General features: G+C 62.8%; 19 protein-coding genes and 1 pseudogene. 17 read left to right on the forward strand and 3 right to left on the reverse strand.

The genetic code is table 11. From position 1 onward, the window contains the following. Positions 1–161 precede the first annotated feature (161 nt). Positions 162–1,196 carry an agmatine deiminase family protein gene (locus HDE77_RS10435; protein WP_184417273.1) on the reverse strand — a complete coding sequence of 345 codons (1,035 nt, stop codon included), beginning with the start codon at positions 1,194–1,196 and terminating at the stop codon, positions 162–164. Positions 1,197–1,336: 140 nt separating this feature from the next. Beyond that, on the reverse strand, positions 1,337–1,687 hold the full coding sequence (locus HDE77_RS10440) for a hypothetical protein (protein ID WP_184417274.1): 351 nt from the start codon (positions 1,685–1,687) through the stop codon (positions 1,337–1,339). 237 nt (positions 1,688–1,924) lie between these two features. On the opposite strand from HDE77_RS10440, the gene HDE77_RS10445 reads away from it, so the two are divergent. The 13 genes and pseudogenes from HDE77_RS10445 to zipA all read left to right on the forward strand — a co-directional run bounded on the left by HDE77_RS10445 (position 1,925) and on the right by zipA (position 16,183). After that, the gene (locus HDE77_RS10445) at positions 1,925–3,856 is read left to right on the forward strand and encodes an ATP-binding cassette domain-containing protein (protein WP_184417275.1); all 1,932 of its coding nucleotides are present in this window, start codon (positions 1,925–1,927) and stop codon (positions 3,854–3,856) included. A gap of 8 nt (positions 3,857–3,864) precedes the next feature. Next, positions 3,865–4,788, forward strand: a complete 924-nt coding sequence (locus HDE77_RS10450) for a phosphoglycerate mutase (RefSeq protein ID WP_184417276.1) — start codon at positions 3,865–3,867, stop codon at positions 4,786–4,788. Continuing rightward, positions 4,785–6,578, forward strand: a complete 1,794-nt coding sequence (gene recJ / locus HDE77_RS10455; protein WP_184417277.1) for a single-stranded-DNA-specific exonuclease RecJ — start codon at positions 4,785–4,787, stop codon at positions 6,576–6,578. The genes HDE77_RS10450 and recJ overlap by 4 nt, the downstream gene beginning before the upstream one ends. Before the next feature lie 178 nt (positions 6,579–6,756). Further along, the gene (locus HDE77_RS10460; protein WP_184417278.1) at positions 6,757–7,128 is read left to right on the forward strand and encodes an STAS/SEC14 domain-containing protein; all 372 of its coding nucleotides are present in this window, start codon (positions 6,757–6,759) and stop codon (positions 7,126–7,128) included. Between the two features lie 65 nt (positions 7,129–7,193). After that, positions 7,194–7,322 (forward strand): hypothetical protein, encoded by a 129-nt coding sequence (locus HDE77_RS20505; RefSeq protein WP_255482649.1) that lies wholly within the window; start codon positions 7,194–7,196, stop codon positions 7,320–7,322. Positions 7,323–7,419: 97 nt separating this feature from the next. Next, entirely contained in the window at positions 7,420–7,770 is a 351-nt protein-coding gene (locus HDE77_RS10465) for a hypothetical protein (protein ID WP_184417279.1), read from the forward strand. Continuing rightward, positions 7,661–8,008, forward strand: a pseudogene (locus HDE77_RS10470) (asparagine synthase-related protein); the annotation flags it as partial. The gene HDE77_RS10465 and the pseudogene HDE77_RS10470, both read left to right, overlap by 110 nt. 71 nt (positions 8,009–8,079) lie before the next feature. Continuing rightward, positions 8,080–9,205, forward strand: a protein-coding gene (gene prfB / locus HDE77_RS10475; RefSeq protein ID WP_184417280.1) for a peptide chain release factor 2 whose coding sequence is annotated in 2 segments (ribosomal slippage) — positions 8,080–8,154 and positions 8,156–9,205 — 1,125 coding nt in all. Because the reading frame shifts where the segments join, the coding sequence is not laid out codon by codon here. Positions 9,206–9,393: 188 nt separating this feature from the next. Then, positions 9,394–10,932 (forward strand): lysine--tRNA ligase, encoded by a 1,539-nt coding sequence (gene lysS / locus HDE77_RS10480; protein ID WP_184417281.1) that lies wholly within the window; start codon positions 9,394–9,396, stop codon positions 10,930–10,932. 3 nt (positions 10,933–10,935) lie between these two features. After that, complete coding sequence (locus tag HDE77_RS10485) at positions 10,936–11,241, forward strand: YciI family protein (protein ID WP_184417282.1); 306 nt, start codon at positions 10,936–10,938, stop codon at positions 11,239–11,241. A gap of 23 nt (positions 11,242–11,264) precedes the next feature. Further along, positions 11,265–11,513, forward strand: coding sequence for a BolA family protein (locus tag HDE77_RS10490; protein WP_184417434.1), 249 nt, complete (start codon positions 11,265–11,267; stop codon positions 11,511–11,513). A gap of 151 nt (positions 11,514–11,664) precedes the next feature. Next, complete coding sequence (smc, locus tag HDE77_RS10495) at positions 11,665–15,174, forward strand: chromosome segregation protein SMC (protein ID WP_184417283.1); 3,510 nt, start codon at positions 11,665–11,667, stop codon at positions 15,172–15,174. A gap of 13 nt (positions 15,175–15,187) precedes the next feature. Next, positions 15,188–16,183 carry a cell division protein ZipA gene (gene zipA / locus HDE77_RS10500; RefSeq protein ID WP_184417284.1) on the forward strand — a complete coding sequence of 332 codons (996 nt, stop codon included), beginning with the start codon at positions 15,188–15,190 and terminating at the stop codon, positions 16,181–16,183. 57 nt (positions 16,184–16,240) lie between these two features. On the opposite strand, the gene HDE77_RS10505 is transcribed toward zipA, so the two are convergent. Further along, positions 16,241–17,071, reverse strand: a complete 831-nt coding sequence (locus tag HDE77_RS10505; protein ID WP_184417285.1) for a universal stress protein — start codon at positions 17,069–17,071, stop codon at positions 16,241–16,243. A gap of 384 nt (positions 17,072–17,455) precedes the next feature. Here HDE77_RS10505 and HDE77_RS10510 point away from each other — a divergent pair, with 384 nt between their 5' ends. From HDE77_RS10510 to HDE77_RS10525, 4 genes are all read left to right on the forward strand, one after another. Beyond that, on the forward strand, positions 17,456–18,466 hold the full coding sequence (locus tag HDE77_RS10510) for a sigma-54 dependent transcriptional regulator (protein ID WP_184417286.1): 1,011 nt from the start codon (positions 17,456–17,458) through the stop codon (positions 18,464–18,466). Positions 18,467–18,680: 214 nt separating this feature from the next. Further along, positions 18,681–18,947: a hypothetical protein gene (locus HDE77_RS10515; RefSeq protein ID WP_184417287.1), complete on the forward strand. Its 267-nt coding sequence runs from the start codon at positions 18,681–18,683 to the stop codon at positions 18,945–18,947. A 30-nt stretch (positions 18,948–18,977) separates the two neighbouring features. After that, positions 18,978–20,609, forward strand: a complete 1,632-nt coding sequence (locus tag HDE77_RS10520; RefSeq protein WP_184417288.1) for a phage tail sheath C-terminal domain-containing protein — start codon at positions 18,978–18,980, stop codon at positions 20,607–20,609. 10 nt (positions 20,610–20,619) lie between these two features. Then, the gene (locus HDE77_RS10525; protein ID WP_184417289.1) at positions 20,620–21,147 is read left to right on the forward strand and encodes a phage tail protein; all 528 of its coding nucleotides are present in this window, start codon (positions 20,620–20,622) and stop codon (positions 21,145–21,147) included. The last annotated feature ends 1 nt before the right edge of the window (position 21,148 follow it).

A 21,148-nucleotide genomic window follows, 5' to 3' on the forward strand; every position in this document is an offset into this window, starting at 1 on the left:
GTCTGTGCCTACGGCCAGATGCGGCTAAGGTCCCTCCACCCCGGCAAGCCCTTTCTGACTCGCCGCCGTCAAACATACAAGCGACTTCAGTCGCGGTGCTTTTGGCTTGAGATCAAAAGCATCGCGACTGAAGTCGCTCCCACAAGTGGCTTAAACCGGTCTCAGGCCAGGCCGGCGGGCAGCTGCATGGTGATGCAATGCAGGCTGCCGTTCTGCCAGATCAGGGGGCGGCAGGGGACTTGCACGACTTCCCGGTCCGGGTGTGCGGTGCCGATAATCCGGGCGGCTTCGTCGTCGGCCTTGTCGCCATAGGCCGGTACCAGCACGGCACCGTTGACGATCAAATAGTTCGCGTATGAGGCGGCGAGGCGCCGGCCCTGGTCGAGGATGGGTTTCGCCCAGGGCAACGGATACAGCTGATAGGGCCGGCCATCGACGGTACGCAGCGCTGCCAGCTCCTGGCCCATGCGCTGCAGCTCATCGTGATGCGGATCGCTGACATCGTCGCAGGCCTGGAACACGATGCGCTCACCCGGTGCGAAGCGCGCCAGCGTGTCGATATGGGCGTCGGTGTCGTCGCCTTCGAGATAACCATAGTCCAGCCACAGCACACGTGAGGCGTGCAGGCTGTCGCGCAGGATGCGGCTCATCTCTTCACGTGACTGCTCGGGATGGCGCTGGACGAGGCAACGCCAAGTGGTGAGTACAGTGCCTTCGCCGTCGCTCTCGATGCCGCCGCCTTCCAGCGCCCAGTCGATGCGCTGATGGTCGGCGTGGCCAAACACGCCGGCTTCGACCAGCCCGGCAATCAGGGCATCATCCTGTTCGGCACCGAACTTGCCGCCCCAGCCGGTGAAGCGGAAATCGGTCAGCTGGAACTGGTTGTCGCCGGCCTTCAGCGTGATCGGGCCGGAGTCGCGCAGCCAGGTGTCGTCATACGGCAATTCGACGAAGCGGACTTTCGCCAGATCGACGGCGGCCTTGCTCAGCTGGGCCTCTGCATGCACCCGCAGCGCGCTGTCGGCTACCACGATGATCAGGCGCTGGAAACGCGTGACGGCAGCAGCCAGGGCCACATAGGTGGTCTCCACTTCGGCCAGGCGTTCGGCCCAGTCGGTGTCGGCGTGTGGCCAGGCGATCAGCACCGCGGCCTGCGGTTCCCATTCCGCCGGCAGGCGTAGAGAGTGGACGGTCATGGAATATCTCGGGGGGCACGAGGGCGCCAGGTCGGGCGCAGAACGGCGAATTGTACGACGAGGTTTTCGTTCCGCACACAAAAACGCGGCCTGTGTCGCCACAGGCCGCGCGGTCGGAAAATCGATTCAGCTCAAACCGGTCAGTTGACGGCTGTCGGATTCGTGTTGTTGCCAGCCGGCGTGTTGAGCACGGAGTGAATCACATGACTGTGCTCGAAATACACAATGAATGTGGAGTACTCCCAACGGTTGATCTGCGGATGCTTCGCCGTATCACCGCCAGCCGGCGACAATTTGCGCAAGGGTGCGCCGTAGGTTTTTTCGACCGCGGCCATGCTCTCGCCACGGCTGGGCAGGTTCATGCTGTTTTCTTCCTGCACGCGATGCACCAGCAGGGTGTCTCCGGTCGCGCTAGCCACCTGCGGCGCGACAAAACCAGCGGTAGCGACCAACATGACGATGATCGGCAAACTGCTTGTGAACTTAACCATGGCTCCCCTCTCCAGACAAGGCTGTGTGCGGTGTCGTTGTAGCAGAAGCACCCATGCTACGCCACAACGCGGCAAGCAGAGTGTCGATTACGTGGCGCCGGTTTACACCGATTGCGACGGAATGGACATTCGGCCTGACCCGGGCGCAACCATCCGGCTCATCGAGAATACCGCGATGACGGCTATCATGGGGGGCTGCGGGCGGCTGTTCGCCCGGTTTGGACACTTTTCCTCGTAATGATTGCTTTCAGACACTTTGCGTTGCGCCGTGGCACACGCCTGCTGCTTTCCGATATCGACCTGGTGATTCAGAGCGGCTGGCGCCTTGGCGTGATCGGCCGTAACGGCTGCGGAAAATCCAGCCTGTTTGCCGCCTTGCAGGGCAAGCTGGAGGGTGATGCCGGCGAGCTGGATATGCCGTCCAAGCTGCGGCTGGCCTCGGTGGCGCAGGAAACCCCGGCGCTGCCGGATGCCGCGATCGACTACGTGCTGGGCGGCGACGAAGAGCTTGCCGCCGTGCTGCTGGAAGAAAACGACGCCGATGCACGCGGCGATACCGAGGCGATGGCCCGCGCACATCACCGCATCGAGGAGTTGCACGGCTACGATGCCCGCGCCCGCGCCGGTCGGTTGCTGCACGGGCTGGGGTTTTCGCCCGAAACGCATGAGCGTGCAGTACACGAGTTCTCCGGCGGCTGGCGCGTGCGCTTGAACCTGGCGCGTGCCTTGATGGCGCCGTCCGAACTGCTGCTGCTGGATGAGCCCACCAACCATCTCGATCTGGATGCGGTGCTGTGGCTGGAAGAGTGGCTGCGTCGCTATCAGGGCACCTTGCTGATCATTTCGCACGATCGCGAGTTCCTCGATGGCGTGATCACGCACACCATGCACCTCAATGACGGCAAGGCGAAGATGTACACCGGCAACTACAGCGCGTTCGAGCGCCAACGTGCCGAGCATCTGCGTCAGCAACAGATTTCGCACGAGCGCGAGCAGGCCGAGCGGGCGCACCTGCAGTCCTTCGTCGATCGATTCAAGGCCAAGGCCAGCAAGGCCAAGCAGGCACAGTCGCGCATGAAGCGGCTGGAAAAGATGGCCGGTACCGAGGCGGTGCGCGCCGAGCGGCCCTTTAGTTTCCAGTTCCCGGTGCCGGGGCGTCTGCCCGATTCCATGCTGCAGCTGGAAGACATCACGGCCGGCTATCCGACGGACGGTGGTGAACCCAACATCATTCTGCGCGACGTTCGCTTCAGTCTCGAAGCGGGCGATCGGATCGGTCTACTTGGTCCCAATGGTGCCGGTAAATCCACCTTGGTGAAGACCCTGGTGGGGGAACTTGAACCGCTGGCCGGCATCCGCAAGTCGCACAAGGACCTGAAGATCGGCTACTTCGCCCAGCACACGGTGGAAAGCCTGCGCGAAGGCACCAGCCCGCTCGATCATTTGCAGGACAAGGCGCCGGGCGTGGCCATCCAGGTCATGCGCGATTTTCTCGGCACCTGGAATTTTGCCGGTGACCGCGCATTCGAATCGGTGGATGGTTTCTCCGGCGGCGAGCGGGCGCGGCTCGCGCTGGCGCTGATCGCCTGGGACAAGCCGAACCTGCTGCTGCTCGACGAACCGACCAACCATTTGGACCTCGACATGCGCGAGGCGCTGGCCGATGCCTTGGCCGACTTCGACGGTGCTCTGGTGCTGGTATCGCATGACCGCCATCTGCTCGGCATGGTCTGCGATAGTTTCTGGCGTGTGGCCGACGGTGTGGTGGAAAGTTTCGACGGCGACCTCGACGACTACGCGAAATGGCTGCGGACGCGCGGTGCGGCGAACAAGAAAGCCGCCAAGGCTGGGTCGGCCGCGGCGAAGCCCGCATTCAAGCCGCCGGTCAAGGTCGAGCCGGAAGTATCGCCTGAGGAACGCCGCCGCAATGCCGCCGCCCAGCGCGAGAACGAGAAAACCTCGCGCCAGCGAGTGAAACGGATCGAAACGCGCACCGCCACCATCGACGCCGAACTGGCAGCGCTGGAGGCCCAGCTGGCTGATCCAGCCACGTACAACGGGCCCACCCAGGAAATGATGCGGCTGGGGCAACGCCAGACCGAGCTGCGCCGCGAGAAAGAAGCGCTGGATGCAGAGTGGCTGGAATTGTACGAACGACTGGAAGCGTAGAGACAGCCATGAGCACCAAGCCGGAGCGATCGCTGCAACTGTGGCTGCCTGCGCTGGCGCATTTTGAAGCTGACCATCCGCTGCGTCAGTTGCTGGCTCGTGCCGATCGGCTTGCCTCGGGTACCGCCGGTTATCTGGCTGGATTGGGTGATTATTTCCAGGGTGTCGACGCGAATCTGCCGGCGGCCGCGCTCACTCGCGAATACATCGCCGCAGACGCTACCGGCTTCACCTGGCTGTCGGCCGATCCCGCCTGGGTGCAGCCGGATATGAACGGTGTGCGATTGCTGGCTTGTGGTCAGCTGCAGTTGGAGATGGCTGATGCCCATGCGTTGGCCGAACCGCTGCGGCCGGTATTCGACGAAGCTGGCCTGCAACTGGAAATTTCCACACCGGATCGCTGGCATCTGCGACTGCCGCTGAACAGTCCACTGCCGATCTTCGCTGCACCCGAACAGGCGTTGGGCGAGGATCTGTCGCAGCATCTGCCGCAGGGCGCGGAAGGGCGCAGGTGGCGCGTCCTGCTGAACGAAATCCAGGTGCTGCTGCATCAGCATCCGCTGAATGCCGAACGGCGGGCACGTGGTCTGGCGCCGATCAACAGTCTGTGGCTGTGGGGCGGTGGTAGCTTGCCCGACCGTGTCCACAGTGATCTGAGCGGTGTGGTCAGCGATGATCTGCTGCTGAGCGCTTTGGCCAAGCGCGCCGGTGTCACGCTGCAAGCGCGGACTCCTGAAGCGATCAACGCTGCGGTGGCAGGTTGGCTGATCGATCTGCAGGATCTTCCTGCCAGCGACATCGAATTTCGCTGGTGGCCGACGTTGAACGCGTTGCTGGCTCGACAATCGGTCGGCCTGCATTTCGCCAGCGGTGAGCGATGGCTGCGCAAGCCGTGGCATCGCTGGCGCTTCTGGCGTGAGGCGGGCCGTTGACTACGCCGCCATCGAGCACGCTGCAGTTGCGCAGGCGCGATTCCAGGGGCACACCCAGTGGCTGGCCCGACTCGGTGCATCCGGTGCTGCAGCAGGTGTACGCCGCGCGCGGCGTACTCGGTCCGGCGCAGATCGAACATCGGCTGGCGCGCATGTTGTCGCCGCAGACGTTGGGTGGAATGGCGCAGGCCGTCGCGCTGCTGATCGAAGCGATTCGAGATGACTGGACGATCCTCGTCGCCGGCGACTACGACTGTGATGGTGCTACCGGCACCGCCGTGGCCGTGCGTGGGTTGCGACTACTCGGAGCCAAGCGAGTCAGTTATGCGATACCCAATCGCTTCGTCCACGGCTACGGGCTCAGCCCGGCATTCGTCGAATCGATGCAGCCGAAGCCGCAGTTGATCGTCACTGTCGACAACGGTGTCGCCAGTGTGGCGGGCGTGGCTGCCGCCAAGGCGCACGGCATCCGCGTCATCGTTACCGACCATCACCTGCCTGGCGAGCAGTTGCCGGCATGCGATGCGATGGTCAACCCCAATCTGGTCGATCTTGAAAGCTGCGGGCATGCAAGCCCACCTTGCGATCTTTGCGCGTACGATGCGCGCTTGAATAAAGCGTTTCCCAGCAAGGCGCTGGCCGGCGTGGGCGTGATGTTCTACCTGCTGCTGGCGCTGCGCGCACAGTTGCGCGAGCAAGCTGCTTTTGCCAGCGGCAGCGAGCCGGATCTGTCTGTGCTGCTCGACCTGGTGGCGTTGGGCACGGTGGCCGATCTCGTCCCGCTGGATTTCAACAATCGCGTGCTGGTCGAAGCTGGGCTGCAACGTATCCGCAGCGGTCGTGCCTGTGCCGGCATCATTGCGCTGGTCGAAGCCGGCAAGCGCAGTGTGGCGACGTTATGCGCCAGCGATCTCGGCTACGCGGTCGGCCCACGTTTGAACGCGGCCGGACGGCTGGAAGACATGCGCCTGGGTGTCGAATGCCTGCTCACCGACGACGCGATGCGGGCACGCGGCTATGCCGGTGAGCTCAACGCGATCAACCTGGAACGCCGCGATATGCAAGCCTCGATGGTGGCCGAGGCGGAGTTGATCGTAGCCGGAGCGGCGTATACCGATGCCGTAGGCGTGGCGCTGTACGAGCCGTCCTGGCATGCCGGCATCGTGGGTCTGGTCGCGTCCAAGGTGAAGGATCGCCTGCATCGTCCGGTGATCGCGTTTGCACCGGCTAGCGAGGACAACCCCGACGACCTGCGCGGATCGGCGCGCTCGATCTCGGGTTTCCATATCCGCGATGCGCTGGCCACGATAGACGCGCGACAGCCCGGATTGATCGAGCGCTTTGGTGGCCATGCGATGGCAGCAGGACTGAGCCTGAAAACCCGTGACTATCCGCGTTTTGCCGCGGCGTTCGACGCGATCGCGCGCGAACTGATCGACGCAGAAAGATTGCAGGCGGTGCTCTACACCGACGGCGAGCTGCCACCGGGTGCCGCGTCGCTGGCACTGGCCCGGCAGCTGCGCCACGCCGGGCCGTGGGGGCAGGCGTTTCCCGAGCCACTGTTCGACAACCTGTTCGAGTGCACCAGCTGGAAGGTGATGGCCGAGCGCCATCTGCGTCTGCAACTGCGCGATCCGCGCGATGGCTCATTGCACGATGCGGTGATGTTCAACGCGTATCACGGTCAACCGCCGCCGCCCCGATTACGCGCCGTCTACGAACTGGGCATCAACGACTGGCAAGGACGTGAAAGCCCGCGCCTGCTGCTGCGGCACATCGAGCCGACCTGAGCCATCCCTTGTGGGAGCGACTTCAGTCGCGATGCTCTTGGCGGGTCTGGAGCAAAAGCTATCGCGACTGAAGTCGCTCCCACAGGTTTGAGGCTAGCTGCGCTTATGGGTGAGCTCGCATAGTGTTCACAGCGTCAGATTCAGACTGTGGCTCCACCTGTCCGCAAAGGAGATTGCCATGATCGAACAGATCGAAGGATTGCCAGCCGGCACGTTGGGTTTTCGTGCCCACGGCCAGGTCACCGCCGCTGACTACGAACGTGTGATCGTGCCGGATGTCGAGGCGGCATTTGCGCTCAATCGGAAGTTGCGTGTGCTCTATATCACCGCCGCGGATTTCACCGGGTTCGATCCCGGTGCCATGTGGGACGACGCCAAGATGGGCATGCGCCATTTCAGCGGCTGGGATCGGGTGGCGCTGGTGAGCGACGTGCCATGGTTGCGCGCGACCACCTCGGCGATGAGCTTCATGATCCCCGCTGAGATCCGGCTGTTCCATCTGAGTGAACAGGACGAAGCGAAGCGCTGGATCACCGAATCAGCGGCCTGACGGCGCATCCTTCCGGGCTACTTGCGGATGGACGTCCAATCTGTTCTAGTCGGCGCATGCATCCCATGATTGCCAGCTCACAGACCGTTACCGCGCTTTCCGCGCGGAGCCTTGTGCTGGCTGGCAATAACCTGGCTGGTAACAATAACAATCGCGCGAACAATAACGCCAACTTCTGGCGGGCCTACGCGTAGCTTCAAGTTTCCGAAACACGCGAAGAAGGCCCGCCCAGTGCGGGCCTTCTTCGTTTCTGCGTCACCGCTTTTTTATTCAACGACGAGGGGACAGGCCATGTGTTCGATTTTCGGGATATTCGATCTTCTGCCAGGCGACGACCTGGCCGCGTTGCGCCGACAGGCGCTGGAGCTGTCGCAACGCCAGCGTCATCGCGGGCCGGACTGGAGCGGCGTGTTCGTCGATGCCGGGGTGATCCTGGTGCACGAGCGGCTGGCCATCGTCGACCCGGCCAGCGGCGCGCAGCCGCTGCGCTCGCGCGATGGCGAACTGGCGCTGGCGGTAAACGGCGAGATCTATACCCGACGCCATCCTGTGGCGGCAGAAGGAGCAGTTCAGCGACGGTGTCGGCTATGGCTGGATCGATGGGCTGAAGGCGCATGCGGAGCAGGCGATCAGCGATCGTGAATTTTCCGCGGCTGCCGCGCGCTACCCGTTCAACACACCGGCGACCAAGGAGGCCTACCTGTACCGGCGCATCTTCGAAGAGCATTTTCCGGGCGAGGCCTGCGCGGCCACCGTGCCGGGCGGTAAGTCGATTGCCTGCTCTTCACCGGCCGCGCTGGCCTGGGATCCGGCGTTTGCGAACGCCGCCGACCCCTCCGGCCGGGCGGTGCGCGGGGTGCACAGCCACGCATTGACTTGACCTGTTTGCTATCCTGTATAGCTATTTACCGACGGTGCCTTGCGCCGCCCGCAACTTCAACTGGCTGAACCATGATCGAAATCAATCCGATCCTTGCGCAGATCGCGGACCTCAGGGGCCGCGTCGAGTCGCTTAGGGGGTATCTTTGACTACGCTACAAAAAGCGAACGTCTGGAAGAAGTAGGCCGCGAACTGGAAAGCCCCACCATCTGGGACGATCCGCCGCGCGCGCAGGAGCTGGGCCGTGAACGCGCCCGCCTGCATACCATCGTCAATGGCATCGAAACGCTGACCGCCGGGCTCACTGACGCTGGCGATCTGCTGGAAATGGCCGTCGCCGATGGCGATGAGGACACCGTCAACTCGGTGATCAGCGATCTGGCCAAGCTCGAAGCGCAGGTGGGCAAGCTGGAATTCCAGCGCATGTTCTCCGGCAAGATGGACGCCACCAACGCGTTCGTCGACATCCAGGCCGGTGCGGGCGGTACCGAGGCGCAGGACTGGGCGGAAATGTTGTTGCGCATGTACCTGCGCTGGTGCGAATCGCGCGGCTGGAAGACCGAGCTGATGGAAGTCAGCGGCGGCGAAGTGGCCGGGATCAAATCCGCCACATTCCGCGTCGAGGGCGACTACGCCTACGGCTGGCTGAAGACCGAGATCGGCGTGCACCGTTTGGTGCGCAAGAGCCCGTTCGATTCGGACAATCGCCGGCATACCAGCTTCACGTCGGTATTCGTGTCGCCGGAAGTCGATGACGACATCGATATCGAGATCAATCCGGCCGACCTGCGAACGGATGTATACCGTTCGTCCGGCGCCGGTGGCCAGCACGTCAACAAGACCGAATCCGCCGTACGCATCACGCACATCCCGACCAATACCGTCGTGGCCTGCCAGACTGGCCGCAGCCAGCACCAGAACCGCGATACCGCGATGAAGATGCTGGCAGCCAAGCTGTATGAGCTGGAAGTGCAGAAGCGCAATGTCGAGCGGGACGCACTGGAAGCGACCAAGTCCGACATTGGCTGGGGCAGCCAGATCCGCAATTACGTGCTTGATCAGAGCCGCATCAAGGATCTGCGCACCGGTATTGAACGCACGGATACACAGAAGGTGCTGGACGGTGATCTGGATGAATTCATTGAAGCCAGTTTGAAATCGGGCCTCGAAGCGGGTTCGAAACGCATCGACGCCTGATGAGCAACATCGCCACCTAAGCAAGATCGTCATCCCTGCGAACCCCGGAAAAAGGGGCGAGGGCAGGGATCCAGGCCCCTCTAGTCTGAGAACACTGGGTTCCTGCTTCCGCAGGAATGACGGGAAGGGGATTTGGCGCAGCCTGATCTGCGCGAGCTTTGCAACGCCACCGCTAACCGGAAATACGCATGACCAGTGATAACGCCACGCCCGCCATCGACACCAACGAACCGGTGCAAGACGAAAACAAACTGATCGCCGAGCGTCGTGAAAAATTGAACGCGTTGCGCGGGCAAGGCATCGCGTTTCCGAACGACTTCAAGGTGGACAGTTTTGCCGGTGATCTGCAAACCGAGTTTGCCGACAAGGACGTGCTGACGGCCGAAGCGATCGAAGCCGCTGCACGTCGCGTGAAAATGGCAGGCCGCATCGTGCTGAAGCGCGTGCAAGGCAAGGTCAGTTTCGTGCAACTTCAGGATTTCAGCGGGCGCATCCAGCTGTTCATCCATCAGGGCACGCTGGGCGAAGTCTACGAGGCGTTCAAAGGCTGGGATGTCGGCGACATCGTGGGCGCTGAAGGCGTGCTGATGCGCACCAAGACCGGTGAGCTTTCGGTGCGCGTCGATAACTTGCGCTTGCTGACCAAGAGCCTGCGTCCGCTGCCGGACAAATTCCATGGTCTGGCCGACGTGGAGCAGCGCTATCGCCAGCGCTATGTGGACCTGATCGTCACCGAGCCGGCGCGCCGCACGTTCGCGCTGCGTTCGAAGATCATCGGCTTCATGCGTCAGTGGCTGGAAGCACCGACGCGCCGCTTCATGGAAGTGGAAACGCCGATGATGCACGTCATCCCCGGTGGCGCCACCGCGCGACCGTTCGTGACGCATCACAACGCGCTGGATATGGATCTCTACCTGCGCGTGGCCCCAGAGCTGTATCTGAAGCGATTGGTGGTCGGCGGTTTCGATCGCGTCTACGAAATCAACCGCAACTTCCGCAACGAGGGTGTGTCGACCCGGCACAACCCTGAATTCACGATGCTGGAGCTGTATCAGGCCTATGCCACGTATCACGAGATCATGGATCTCACCGAGGCGGTGATTCGCGATACCGCGCAAAGCGTGCTGGGAACCACCGAACTGACCTGGGACGGTGCTGCAATCGACGTGGGTCCTGCGTTCCGGCGCTGGCGCATGGAAGACGCGGTGCTCGAGCACAACCCGGAGATCTGTCGCGAAGAATTGCGTGACCGTGAGGCGATGGCTGCGCACGCGCGACGTCTGCACGCGCAGGTCAAACCCGGTTATGGCTGGGGCAAGTTGCTGCTGGAAATCTTCGAGAAGACGGTCGAGCACACGCTGATCCAGCCGACCTTCATCACTGACCATCCGGTCGAGGTGTCGCCGCTCGCGCGTGAAAGCGATACCGACAAGGGCATCACCGATCGCTTCGAGTTGTTCGTCAACGGCAAGGAGATCGCCAATGGCTTCTCCGAATTGAACGATCCGGAAGATCAGGCCGCGCGTTTCCAGGCGCAGGTCGATGCGAAGGATGCTGGCGATGACGAGGCGATGCACTTCGACGCCGACTATATCCGTGCGCTGGAAGTCGGCCTGCCGCCGACTGGCGGCCTCGGCATCGGCATCGATCGTCTGGTGATGCTGCTGACTGACTCGGCATCGATCCGTGACGTGCTGCTGTTCCCCTACATGCGCCCGGAGGCCTGAGCCATGTGGTACACGATCATCGGCACCGACCACCCGAATTCGCTGGAAGCACGCAAAGCGGCGCGGCCAGCGCATGTGGCCCGCCTGCAGCAGTTGCAGGACGAAGGCCGCCTGCTTGTGGCCGGCCCGTTTCCTGCGATCGACGCCGAGGACCCGGGTCCGGCCGGTTTCACCGGCAGCCTGATCGTGGCCGAATTCGCGTCGCTGTCGGACGCAGAAAGCTGGGCCGCAACCGATCCCTATATCGACGCCGGCGTCTACCGTGAAACCACGGTCAAGCCATTCCGCAAAGTCCTGCCGACGGCATGAGCAAGGTTATGGCCGCACAACCGATGCTCGAGCAGATTCGTGAGCGCCTGCAGGCTGCGTTTGCACCGAGCGAGCTCGAAGTGCTGGACGAAGGCCACAAGCATGCTGGTCACGCGGGTGAGGGCAAGGGGCACTTCCACGTACGCATTGTCAGCGCCGCGTTTGCCGGGCAAACGCCGCTGAAACGCCACCGCATGGTGTACGCGGCGGTGGAAGGATTGATGGATAACGGCATCCATGCGCTGTCGATTGATGCCCGTTCCGGCGAATAATCAGTAATAACAGTTACATAAACTTCATTCTTGAAGTGATATCTTCATTCCGTAACGCATTGCAGCTGGGCCCCACGTTTGGCACAGTGCCGTGTCGCCCGAATGCACGGGCGTTACCCCCAACACCTCATCGAAACCCACTGATGTCCGCATGCGCCTAAGCACCATCAAACTCGCCGGTTTCAAGTCCTTCGTGGATCCGACCACCCTGCACCTGCCGAGCAACATGATCGGCGTGGTCGGGCCTAACGGTTGCGGCAAATCCAACATCATCGATGCGATCCGCTGGGTCATGGGCGAGAGCGCCGCCAGCCGCCTGCGCGGCGATTCGCTCACCGACGTGATCTTCTCCGGCTCCAATTCACGCAAGCCGGTGGGGCAGGCGACGGTCGAGCTGATCTTCGACAACAGCGACGGCACGATCCAGGGCGAGTACGGCCAGTACGCCGAAATTTCGGTGAAACGCCAGGTCACCCGCGACGGCCAGTCCGCGTATTTCCTGAATGGCGCGCGCTGCCGGCGCCGCGACATCACCGACCTGTTCCTCGGCACTGGTCTGGGTCCGCGCAGCTACTCGATCATCGAGCAGGGCATGATCAGCCAGATCATCGAGGCGCATCCGGAAGAACTGCGCACGCATCTGGAAGAAGCCGCCGGCATCTCCAAGTACAAGGAGCGCCGCAAGGAAACCGAAAGCCGCATCAAGGCGACCCGCGAAAACCTCGACCGCGTGCGCGACGTGCGCGACGAGGTGGACAAGCAGCTCGATCATCTCAACCGCCAGGCCCGCGCGGCCGAACGCTGGAAGGCACTGAAAGAAGAACAGACGCGCAAAGAAGCGGAACTTCGCGCATTGGAATACCGCGGCCTGAAGAGCCAGCAGGATGGCGAAGGTGCGGGCCTGTCCGCCGCCGAGATCGAGATCGAGAAGCAGCTGGCCAGTCAGCGCCAGACCGAGGCGCAGCTGGAGAGCATGCGCGAGCGCCACGTGGACGCCAGCGAACATCTGAACTCTGTGCAGGCCGAGGTCTACAAGGTCGGCGCCGAGATCGCCCGGGTCGAACAGCAGGTGCGCCACAACCGTGAGACGGCCGATCGTCTGCAGCGCGCCCACGGCGAAGCCGAGCGCGAGCATGCCGAACTGGCCGCGCACATCGCCACCGACAGTCAGCAGATCGAAACGTTGCGCATGGCGCTGGCCGAAGGCGAGCCGAAACTCGAAGCGCTGCAGCAGCTGCAGGACGATACCGCCGAAGCTCAACGCGACACCGAGACAAAGCTGGCTGACTGGCAGCAGCGCTGGGACAGCCACACCCGCAATGCCGGCGAATCCAGCCGTGCCGCGGAAGTGGAACGCACCAAGCTCAACTATCTGGATCGCCAGGGCATCGATCTGTCTCGCCGTCGCGAGGCGCTGGAAGCCGAACAGAAGACCACCGACGTGGCCGCGCTGGACGCCGCCGGCGAGCAACTGCATGGCGAACACGACACTCAGCGCGAGCGCGTCGAAACGCTCGGCGGCCTGCTCGACCAGCACAAGATCACCCACGAGAAAGTGCAGGACGAAGAGCGCCAGGTGCAGTCGGCGCTGAACGAAGCTCGTCAGCAGTTGCAGGCCGCACGCGGTCGGCATGCGTCACTGGAAGCGCTGCAGCACGCCGCGCTCGGCCAGGAAGAAAGCGCCGCCAGCGGCTGGCTGGCCCGACTCGGGCTGGACAAGTCGCGTCGCCTCGGTGAATCGCTGCAGGTGGAAGCCGGTTGGGAAACTTCAGTGGAAACGGCCTTGAGCGGTTTCCTGGACAGCGTGCTGGTAGACGGTTCGCATACCCTGGCGGCCGAATTCGGTGCGCTGGACAACGCCGATGTCGCGTTGCTCGATGCAGCCGACGGTGGCGCCAATACGGCCGGCACGCTGGCCGCGCATGTGCGCGGACCCGCCGCCGCGATGGCCATCCTCGGGCATGTGTTGACGGCTGAGTCGCTCGACGAAGCACATCAACGAGTGGCTTCGCTATCCGCGCTGGCGCCGTATCAGTCGGTGATCACTCGTAGCGGCGAATGGCTGGGCCCGGGTTGGGCGCGCGTGCGTCGTGCCCAGGGCAGCCAGGTTGGCGTGCTGGCGCGTGAGCGCGAGATCCGCATGCTGGCCGAACAGATCGACGCGCTGGAAGCACAACTGGAGGCATCCAGCGAGCAACTCGACACGCTGCGCACCGCCAAGTTCGAGGCCGAACGTGCGCGCGACGACGCCCAGCGCGAGCTGTACAACGCGCATCGTCGCCAGTCCGAACTGGCCGGCCAGCTGCAGAGTCATCGCGGCAAGCTGGAAACCGCCCGTGCCCGCGCCGAGAAAGTCACTGGCGAACTGAACGATCTGGCCACCCAGCTCGACGACATGCAGAGCCAGGCACGCGAGGCGCGTGCGCGGCTGGATGAATCGGTCGGCCTGATGGGCGATCTGGAAGATCAGCGCCGCGAACTCGAAAACGAACGCCGCGCGCTGCTCGAGGCGCGCGAGGAAGCGCGCATGAACGCGCGTGAGGCCGCCGATCAATCGCACTCACTGGCCTTGGGGCTGGAGTCAAAGCGTTCATCGCTCGCTTCGCTGGAGCAGGCGCTGGGCCGCATGGATGCGCAACTACGCCAGATCGAAGCGCGTCGCACGGAGATCGCCGAGCAGCTCGCGGCGGGCTCCGATCCGATCGCTGAACTGGAGAGTGAGCGCCAGACTTATCTGGATCAACGCCTGCTGATCGACAAACAGCTTGTCGAAGCGCGGCGTTCTCTGGAAGACTGCGATCTCGAATTCCGCAAGCTGGAGCAACAACGTCATCTGACGGAGCAGGGCCTGTCCGCGCTGCGCGAAAACCTGTCCGAGAAACGCCTTGCTGCACAAGCGCTGCAGCTTCGCGCCGAACAGCTGGCTCAGGCGATTGCCGCTTCAGGTCTCGAGCTGGAAACGCTGCTGGCCGAGCTGGCCGAGAACATCGACGCCGGGCAGTGGCGTCAACAGCTCGTCGATCTCGCGCAGAAGATCGCGCGGCTGGAGCCCGTCAATCTCGCCGCGATCCAGGAGCACGCCGAACAGAGCGAGCGCAAGACCTACCTGGACAACCAGCTGGCCGACTTGGTCAGCGCGATGGAGACGCTGGAAGGCGCGATCAAGAAGATCGATCGCGAGACCCGCCAGCGTTTCAAGGAAACCTTCGACAAGGTCAACGCCGGTGTGCAGGAGTTGTTCCCGCGGCTGTTCGGTGGCGGCCACGCCTATCTGGAACTGACCGGCGACGATCTGCTCAACACCGGCGTGTCGATCATGGCGCGCCCGCCGGGCAAGCGCATTTCTAATATCACGTTGCTGTCCGGCGGCGAGAAGGCGCTCACCGCGGTATCACTGGTGTTCGCCATCTTTGGCCTCAATCCCGCACCGTTCTGTCTGCTGGACGAGGTCGATGCGCCGCTGGACGAAGCGAACGTCGGACGCTTCTCCAGCCTGGTCAGGGAGATGAGCGAAAAAGTGCAATTCATCTTCATCAGCCACAACAAGGCCACGATGGAAGCGGCTACCCAGTTGTGCGGCGTGACCATGAACGAGCCAGGCGTATCGCGTCTGGTGCAGGTGGATCTGGCCGAAGCGGCTAAACTGGCAGGAGCTGCCTGAGGACCCCATGATGATGACGTCGCAACCTGTGCTCGCCTTCGCCTGGAATCCCAATGTGGGTATTCCTTTGCTCATTGTCGGTCTGATCGTGTTGGCACTGCTCTGGCTGTTTGGTCAGCCGAAGAAAGAACAGGGCAGGCGACGGCTGGTTCCCGATCAGCCGCATGGGGGCGAGCGTCCACATGGAGGCGAGCGCCGCGAGCCCACCCTCGGCGGGTCCAGCCTTGCCGATGATCCTGCCTTCAGCGTGTTTGATTCGCCGCCAGGCGAAAGCCATCCGGGCGCTGTGCAACCGCAGCAGGGCGAACTGGATGTTGGTTTGCGCGAAGAGCTTGAACGCCTGGGTGCCACGCTCTCCGGTGAACGTGCCCCCGCCAGGCCGGCACAGCCCAAGCTTGCCGGCCATGCGGCGTCCATTGTCGATGCCTTGCGTGCACCTGCGCATAGCGAACCGAGCACGCAGGCCGGCTCCTTCGAGACACCCGCTGCCACGGCTCCGGTCGCACCTCCAGCACCCAGGATCCCGCCACGCTCGGACCTGGGCCGGCGTCCGGCGCAGTTGCCGGTGGAGCGTATCGTCACGCTGTTTGTGGTGGCGCGCGAAGGCGTGCACTTCAATGGCCCGGACCTGGTGGTAGCCGCCGAAAAGGCCGGCCTCGAGTTCGGCGACATGGGTATCTATCACCGCCTGCTCGACGGCAAGCGCGAACTTGGCCCGATCTTCAGCGTGGCGAATATGTTGAAGCCCGGCAACTTCGATCTGGGCCGGCTGGACGCGCTGCGCACACCCGGAGTGAGTTTCTTCATGACCTTGCCCGGTCCGTTGCCGGCACTGGATGCATGGGATGCCATGCTGCCCACCGCGCAACGTCTGGCAGAGCTGCTCGACGGCCACGTACTCGACGAAGAGCGTAACGCGCTCGGCCGCCAGGGCATCGCACATATACGCGATCAATTGCGCGGCTGGGACCGCGACCACGAAGGCAAGGAAATCATCTTCGGTCGCTGAGTGCCTGCCGCCATGACACGGTGGATGTGGGTGACTGTTGTCGGCACATTCATTCACTCAATGTGAAACGAGCGCACAACGGGCTGGGTGCAACATGAGATCGCGCGTCACGCCGCCCAGCATCCATTCACGCAGACGACTGTGTCCGTAGGCCCCGGCCACCAGTAACCCCGCGCCTTTTTCCTGCGCGATAGCGTCAAGTTCTGCGGCATCGTCTCCCTGCGAAACGGCGGTCATGGGCTCGGCCGCAATACCGTGGCGCGCGAGCCAGTCGACAACGTCCTTGAGACGATTGTGGGCCTCGGTGATCTCCTCGGTTGCGGCAATCTCCAGCACGGTCACGTGCCCAGCCAGCTTCAGCAACGGCAATGCGTCGCTGATGGCGCGGCGCGATTCCCTGGTCGCCTTCCATCCCACCACGACATTTTCCAGGTTCAGTTGATTGATGCCTGGCGGCACCAGCAGCACGGGCCGCGCAACTTGCATGACCAGCTCGCCGACATTCACGCGTCGGGAAAAATCGCGTGTCAGCCCTTTCTCTTCGGGGCCGACGATGAGCAGATCGGCGGCGCCTGCCTGCTCAGCAACGTAGGTCGCCAACGAGGAGGGAAGCACGGTCGATCGCCATTCCAGACGAGAAGCGATGCCGTGCAACGCTGCGCGAAAATCGGCTTCAGCCTGGGTGGTCTCTCTGCTTATCTCGAGGCGATCCTGTTCGATCAGATCCCCGCACATATAGCCGTCGCCGTAGTTGACCTGCAACGGCTGGCAAGCAGCAATGCCGATGACATGTGCATTGAAACGCGCTGCAAGATCGGCAGCGATATGAAGAAGCCCATCATTGGAAACGCCAAGGTCCAGGTGAACCATCAAGGTGGAATAAGTCATCAGCAGGCATCCAGTTGAAATCGCCTCATGATGCGCTTCTCTGCCGGTGCGGTCGTGCAAATGGCCGGCTCGACGAGCGTGCGGCCGCTTTCCATTGAGAATCCGTGTAGTCGAGCGCGATCAGGCTGTCCCGCCGAAGTCGCAGACGCGGTACGTATTCACGCGAGGTTGTTAAAAGCGTATTACGCAACGTTAACCATGGACGTAGGAAATTGCCGCGGCATGGCCTCAACGTAAGTTTCCATGGTCAAATACGGATGGAATTGCAGGGCGCGGGCGCGCATACTTGCGACCGCCATCCGTCGCCTGCGTTGCAAGCGGGCGAGTCTGGATAGCCGGCGGTGACCTGCTCTGACCGCCCGACGGACTGATGGGGAAGGGACGATGCCGGTGATGCTCGGCCAGTCGACAACATTCCTGCTTGCGCGCACGCAGTTGCGACGCTACGCCAGTTGCGACGTGCAGGTGCTGATCGAAGGCGAGACCGGCACGGGCAAGGAGCTCGCCGCACGCGAGATCCACTATGTCAGCGCACGCCGAGAGCGTCCCTTCGTGCCAGTGAACTGCGGCGCCTTGCCGGACAATCTGATCGAGAACGAGTTATTTGGTCACGAGCGCGGCGCCTATACCGATGCCAAAAGCGCGCAACCGGGCCTGATCGATCATGCGCGGGGCGGCACCTTGTTTTTCGACGAGGTCGATGCGCTTTCCAGCAAGGCGCAGGTGACCTTGTTGCGTTTTCTCGAAAATAACGAATACCGGCCAGTGGGCTGCGGTACGGCGCGGGTGTCCAATGCGCGAGTGATCGCCGCCACCAATGCGCACTTGGAGACTCGGGTAGCCACGGGGCAGTTCCGTCGCGACCTGCAATACCGGCTCAACGCCTTGCACGTCCGCTTGCCACCGTTACGCGAACGCACCGGCGACGTGGAGCTTCTGGCTGAATATTTTCTCACCGCCACTGCCGAGCGCCTGGGTGGGCCCACCAAACATTGGTCGCCTGAGGCGTTGCACGCGATGGCTGCGCACGACTGGCCGGGCAACGTGCGTGAGCTGGAGAACGTGGTGCTGCGCGCTTATCTGCGCGCCGACAGCGACATGATTGATCTGGCGGCGTTGGGCGAGCTCGCTGACGCCGCGCCCGTCGCAAGTCACGGTGATTCGTCAGTAGAAGAATCCGTGAATGGTATTGTGGATGACGATACCGATCTGCGCTTTATCGTGGCAAAAAACCACGCCATTGTCGCCTTCGAACGTGGTTATCTGCTGAGCCTTATGCAGCGTGCCGGCGGCAATATCACCGAAGCCGCGAAGCTTTCCGGCACCGAGCGTCGTCAGCTCGGCAAGCTGTTGAAGAAGCACGGTATCGAGGCTCGGCACTTTCATTGCCGCTAGCCGTAGGTAGTTTGTAGTTGGCAGTGTGTAGTCGCCCGCTTGCCGGGTACGTCTGCCGGGTACCCATCTTCCCGCGGCGTTGAAGCAACCGGGTCAGGCTTGACCCGACCGTTCCTCCACCTTCCTGCACGAAGCCCGACCGGAAGCCCTTGCGCACGGCGGGGACGTGGCACGCGTATTGCCTGCAGCTTCCGCGTAGACGCGGAGGTGCCGCATGCATCGGCAAGGAAAAGAAGAGGCGCGCCTGCGCGAAGTGGAGACCGCTGTGCTCGCCTATTTGCAAAAGCACCCCGAAGCGGCCGATACGCTCGATGGAATCGTCAGCTGGTGGTTGCCCCAACAGCGTTACGAAACCGATCGCGAGCGGATCGAGCGCGTACTCGGCGAGTTGGTCACACACGGCAAGTTGCGCTGCGAGCACCTGCCCGGTGGCGCGGTGTTGTATGCGCTCAATCGTTCCGGCGGTCCGCTGCTGCATTGATTGCCTTTTGTCATCACCGAGGAAACAGCCATGCCAGTCACCCTCAGTTATCCGGGCGTCTATATCGAAGAAATTCCCAGCGGTGTTCGCACCATCACCGGCGTGGCGACGTCGATCACGGCCTTCATCGGCCGGGCGCTGATGGGGCCAATCGATTCCGATCCGGATGGTCCGCTGGTCATCAACAGCTACGGTGATTTCGAGCGCGCGTTCGGCGCGCTGGATGCGAACTACCCGATGGGCTATGCGGTGCGCGATTTCTATCTCAACGGCGGTGCGCAGGCAGTGATCGTTCGACTGTACGAGAGCGATGGCGTAAGTCTGGCGAACGCCGCCATCGCCATTCCCAATCTTCCGCTGGTGGCGGCTTCGGCGGGCAAGTGGGGCAACAATCTGCGAGCGCGCATCGACATCAATGTCGCACCTTTCTCACCCGATCTCGTCGATGTCGCCGCCAGCCTCGGCCCCACCCTCACACCGGCCGACCTATTCAACCTCACTGTGTGTGAGATGGTCAGTGGCACCCAGGAGACATTCCTGAATCTGACGGTGAAGGAGAGCCCCCGCCGCGTCGATCGTGTGCTGGCTGCCAGCTCCAACTTCGTGAGAGTCGCTTCCACGCTGACGCTTCCGGCAACCACCGTACCGGCGGCTTCAGGCGATGCGCCGGCAGGTAAAACGGTCTGGGACCAGGATGCGTCCTCGACCGGCGTGGTGACTGCAGGGCAGGCTTCGGACGGCGCAAAGCTGCTGGACTCCAACTACCTGGGAAACTCGGACGCGAAGACCGGCATGTATGCGCTGCTGAAGGTGGATTTGTTCAACCTGCTGTGCATACCGCCAGACACTCGTGCCGGGAACACAAGCGTCGCCGTGAACGTTGCCGCGATGGCGTTCTGCGTGGATCGGCGCGCCCTGTTGATCGTTGACGCGCCAGAGGACTGGGCCACCGCCAACGGAATCACCAACAACAACGCAGGGTTGACTGAGCTCGGTCTCTTCGGTGTCCCCGCGCGCAATGCGGCAGTGTTTTTCCCGCGCGTGATTGAATCCGATCCGGCGCGGCAGGGACAGCTCGATACCTTCGTGCCCTGCGGCATCGTGGCTGGCGTGATGGCTCGCACCGATACCCAGCGCGGCGTCTGGAAGGCGCCAGCGGGACTCGATGCGTCGTTGAACGGTGTGCAAGGTCTGGCCACGGTGCTCACCGATGCCGAAAACGGCATGCTCAATCCGATCGGCGTGAACTGCCTGCGCAACTTCCCGCTGAGCGGCCCGGTGGTGTGGGGTTCGCGCACCTTGCGCGGCTCCGACCTGTTGGCCGACGACTACAAATACATACCCGTGCGCAGGCTCGCGCTGTACATCGAAGAGAGCTTGTTCCGCGGCACGCAATGGGTGGTTTTCGAGCCGAATGACAACCCGTTGTGGGCGCAGATCCGCCTCAACGTCGGTGCCTTCATGCAGAACCTCTTCCGCCAGGGGGCGTTCCAGGGCAAGACACCGACGGATGCGTATTTCGTCAAGTGCGACAGCGAGACCACCACCCAGAACGATATCGATCTGGGCATTGTGAACATCGTGGTCGGCTTCGCGCCGCTCAAGCCCGCCGAATTCGTGGTCATCCAGCTGCAGCAGATGGCCGGCCAGATCCAGACCTGAGGACAATGACATGGCTCAGTTCAGCGTCAACGCGCAGCGCTTCGATCCGTACAAGAACTTCAAGTTCCGGTTGAAGTGGGATGGCCGCTATGTGGCCGGCGTCAGCAAGGTATCCGGGCTAAAGCGCACCACAGAGGTGGTAAAGCATCGCGAAGGCGGCGATCCCAGCAGCACTCGAAAATCGCCGGGGCGCACCGAGTACGACGCCGTTACCGTCGAGCGTGGCGTCACCAACGATACCGAGTTCGAGAAATGGGCGAACAAGGTCTGGAACTATGGTGCGGGTCTGGGCGCCGAAGTGTCACTCAAGGATTTCCGCAAGGACATCATCCTGGAGGTGTACAACGAGGCCGGTCAGCTCGCGCTCGCCTACAAGATCTATCGCTGCTGGGTATCGGAGTTCCAGGCGATGCCGGATCTCGACGCCAACGCCAACGCCGTGGCGATCCAGCATATCAAGCTGGAGAACGAGGGTTGGGAGCGCGACACCAGCGTGCAGGAACCCACCGAACCCAGCTTCACCGTGCCGGCCAACTAAG

Origin of the sequence: Rhodanobacter sp. MP7CTX1 (genome assembly GCF_014205795.1) — a bacterium.
Lineage (GTDB): Bacteria > Pseudomonadota > Gammaproteobacteria > Xanthomonadales > Rhodanobacteraceae > Rhodanobacter.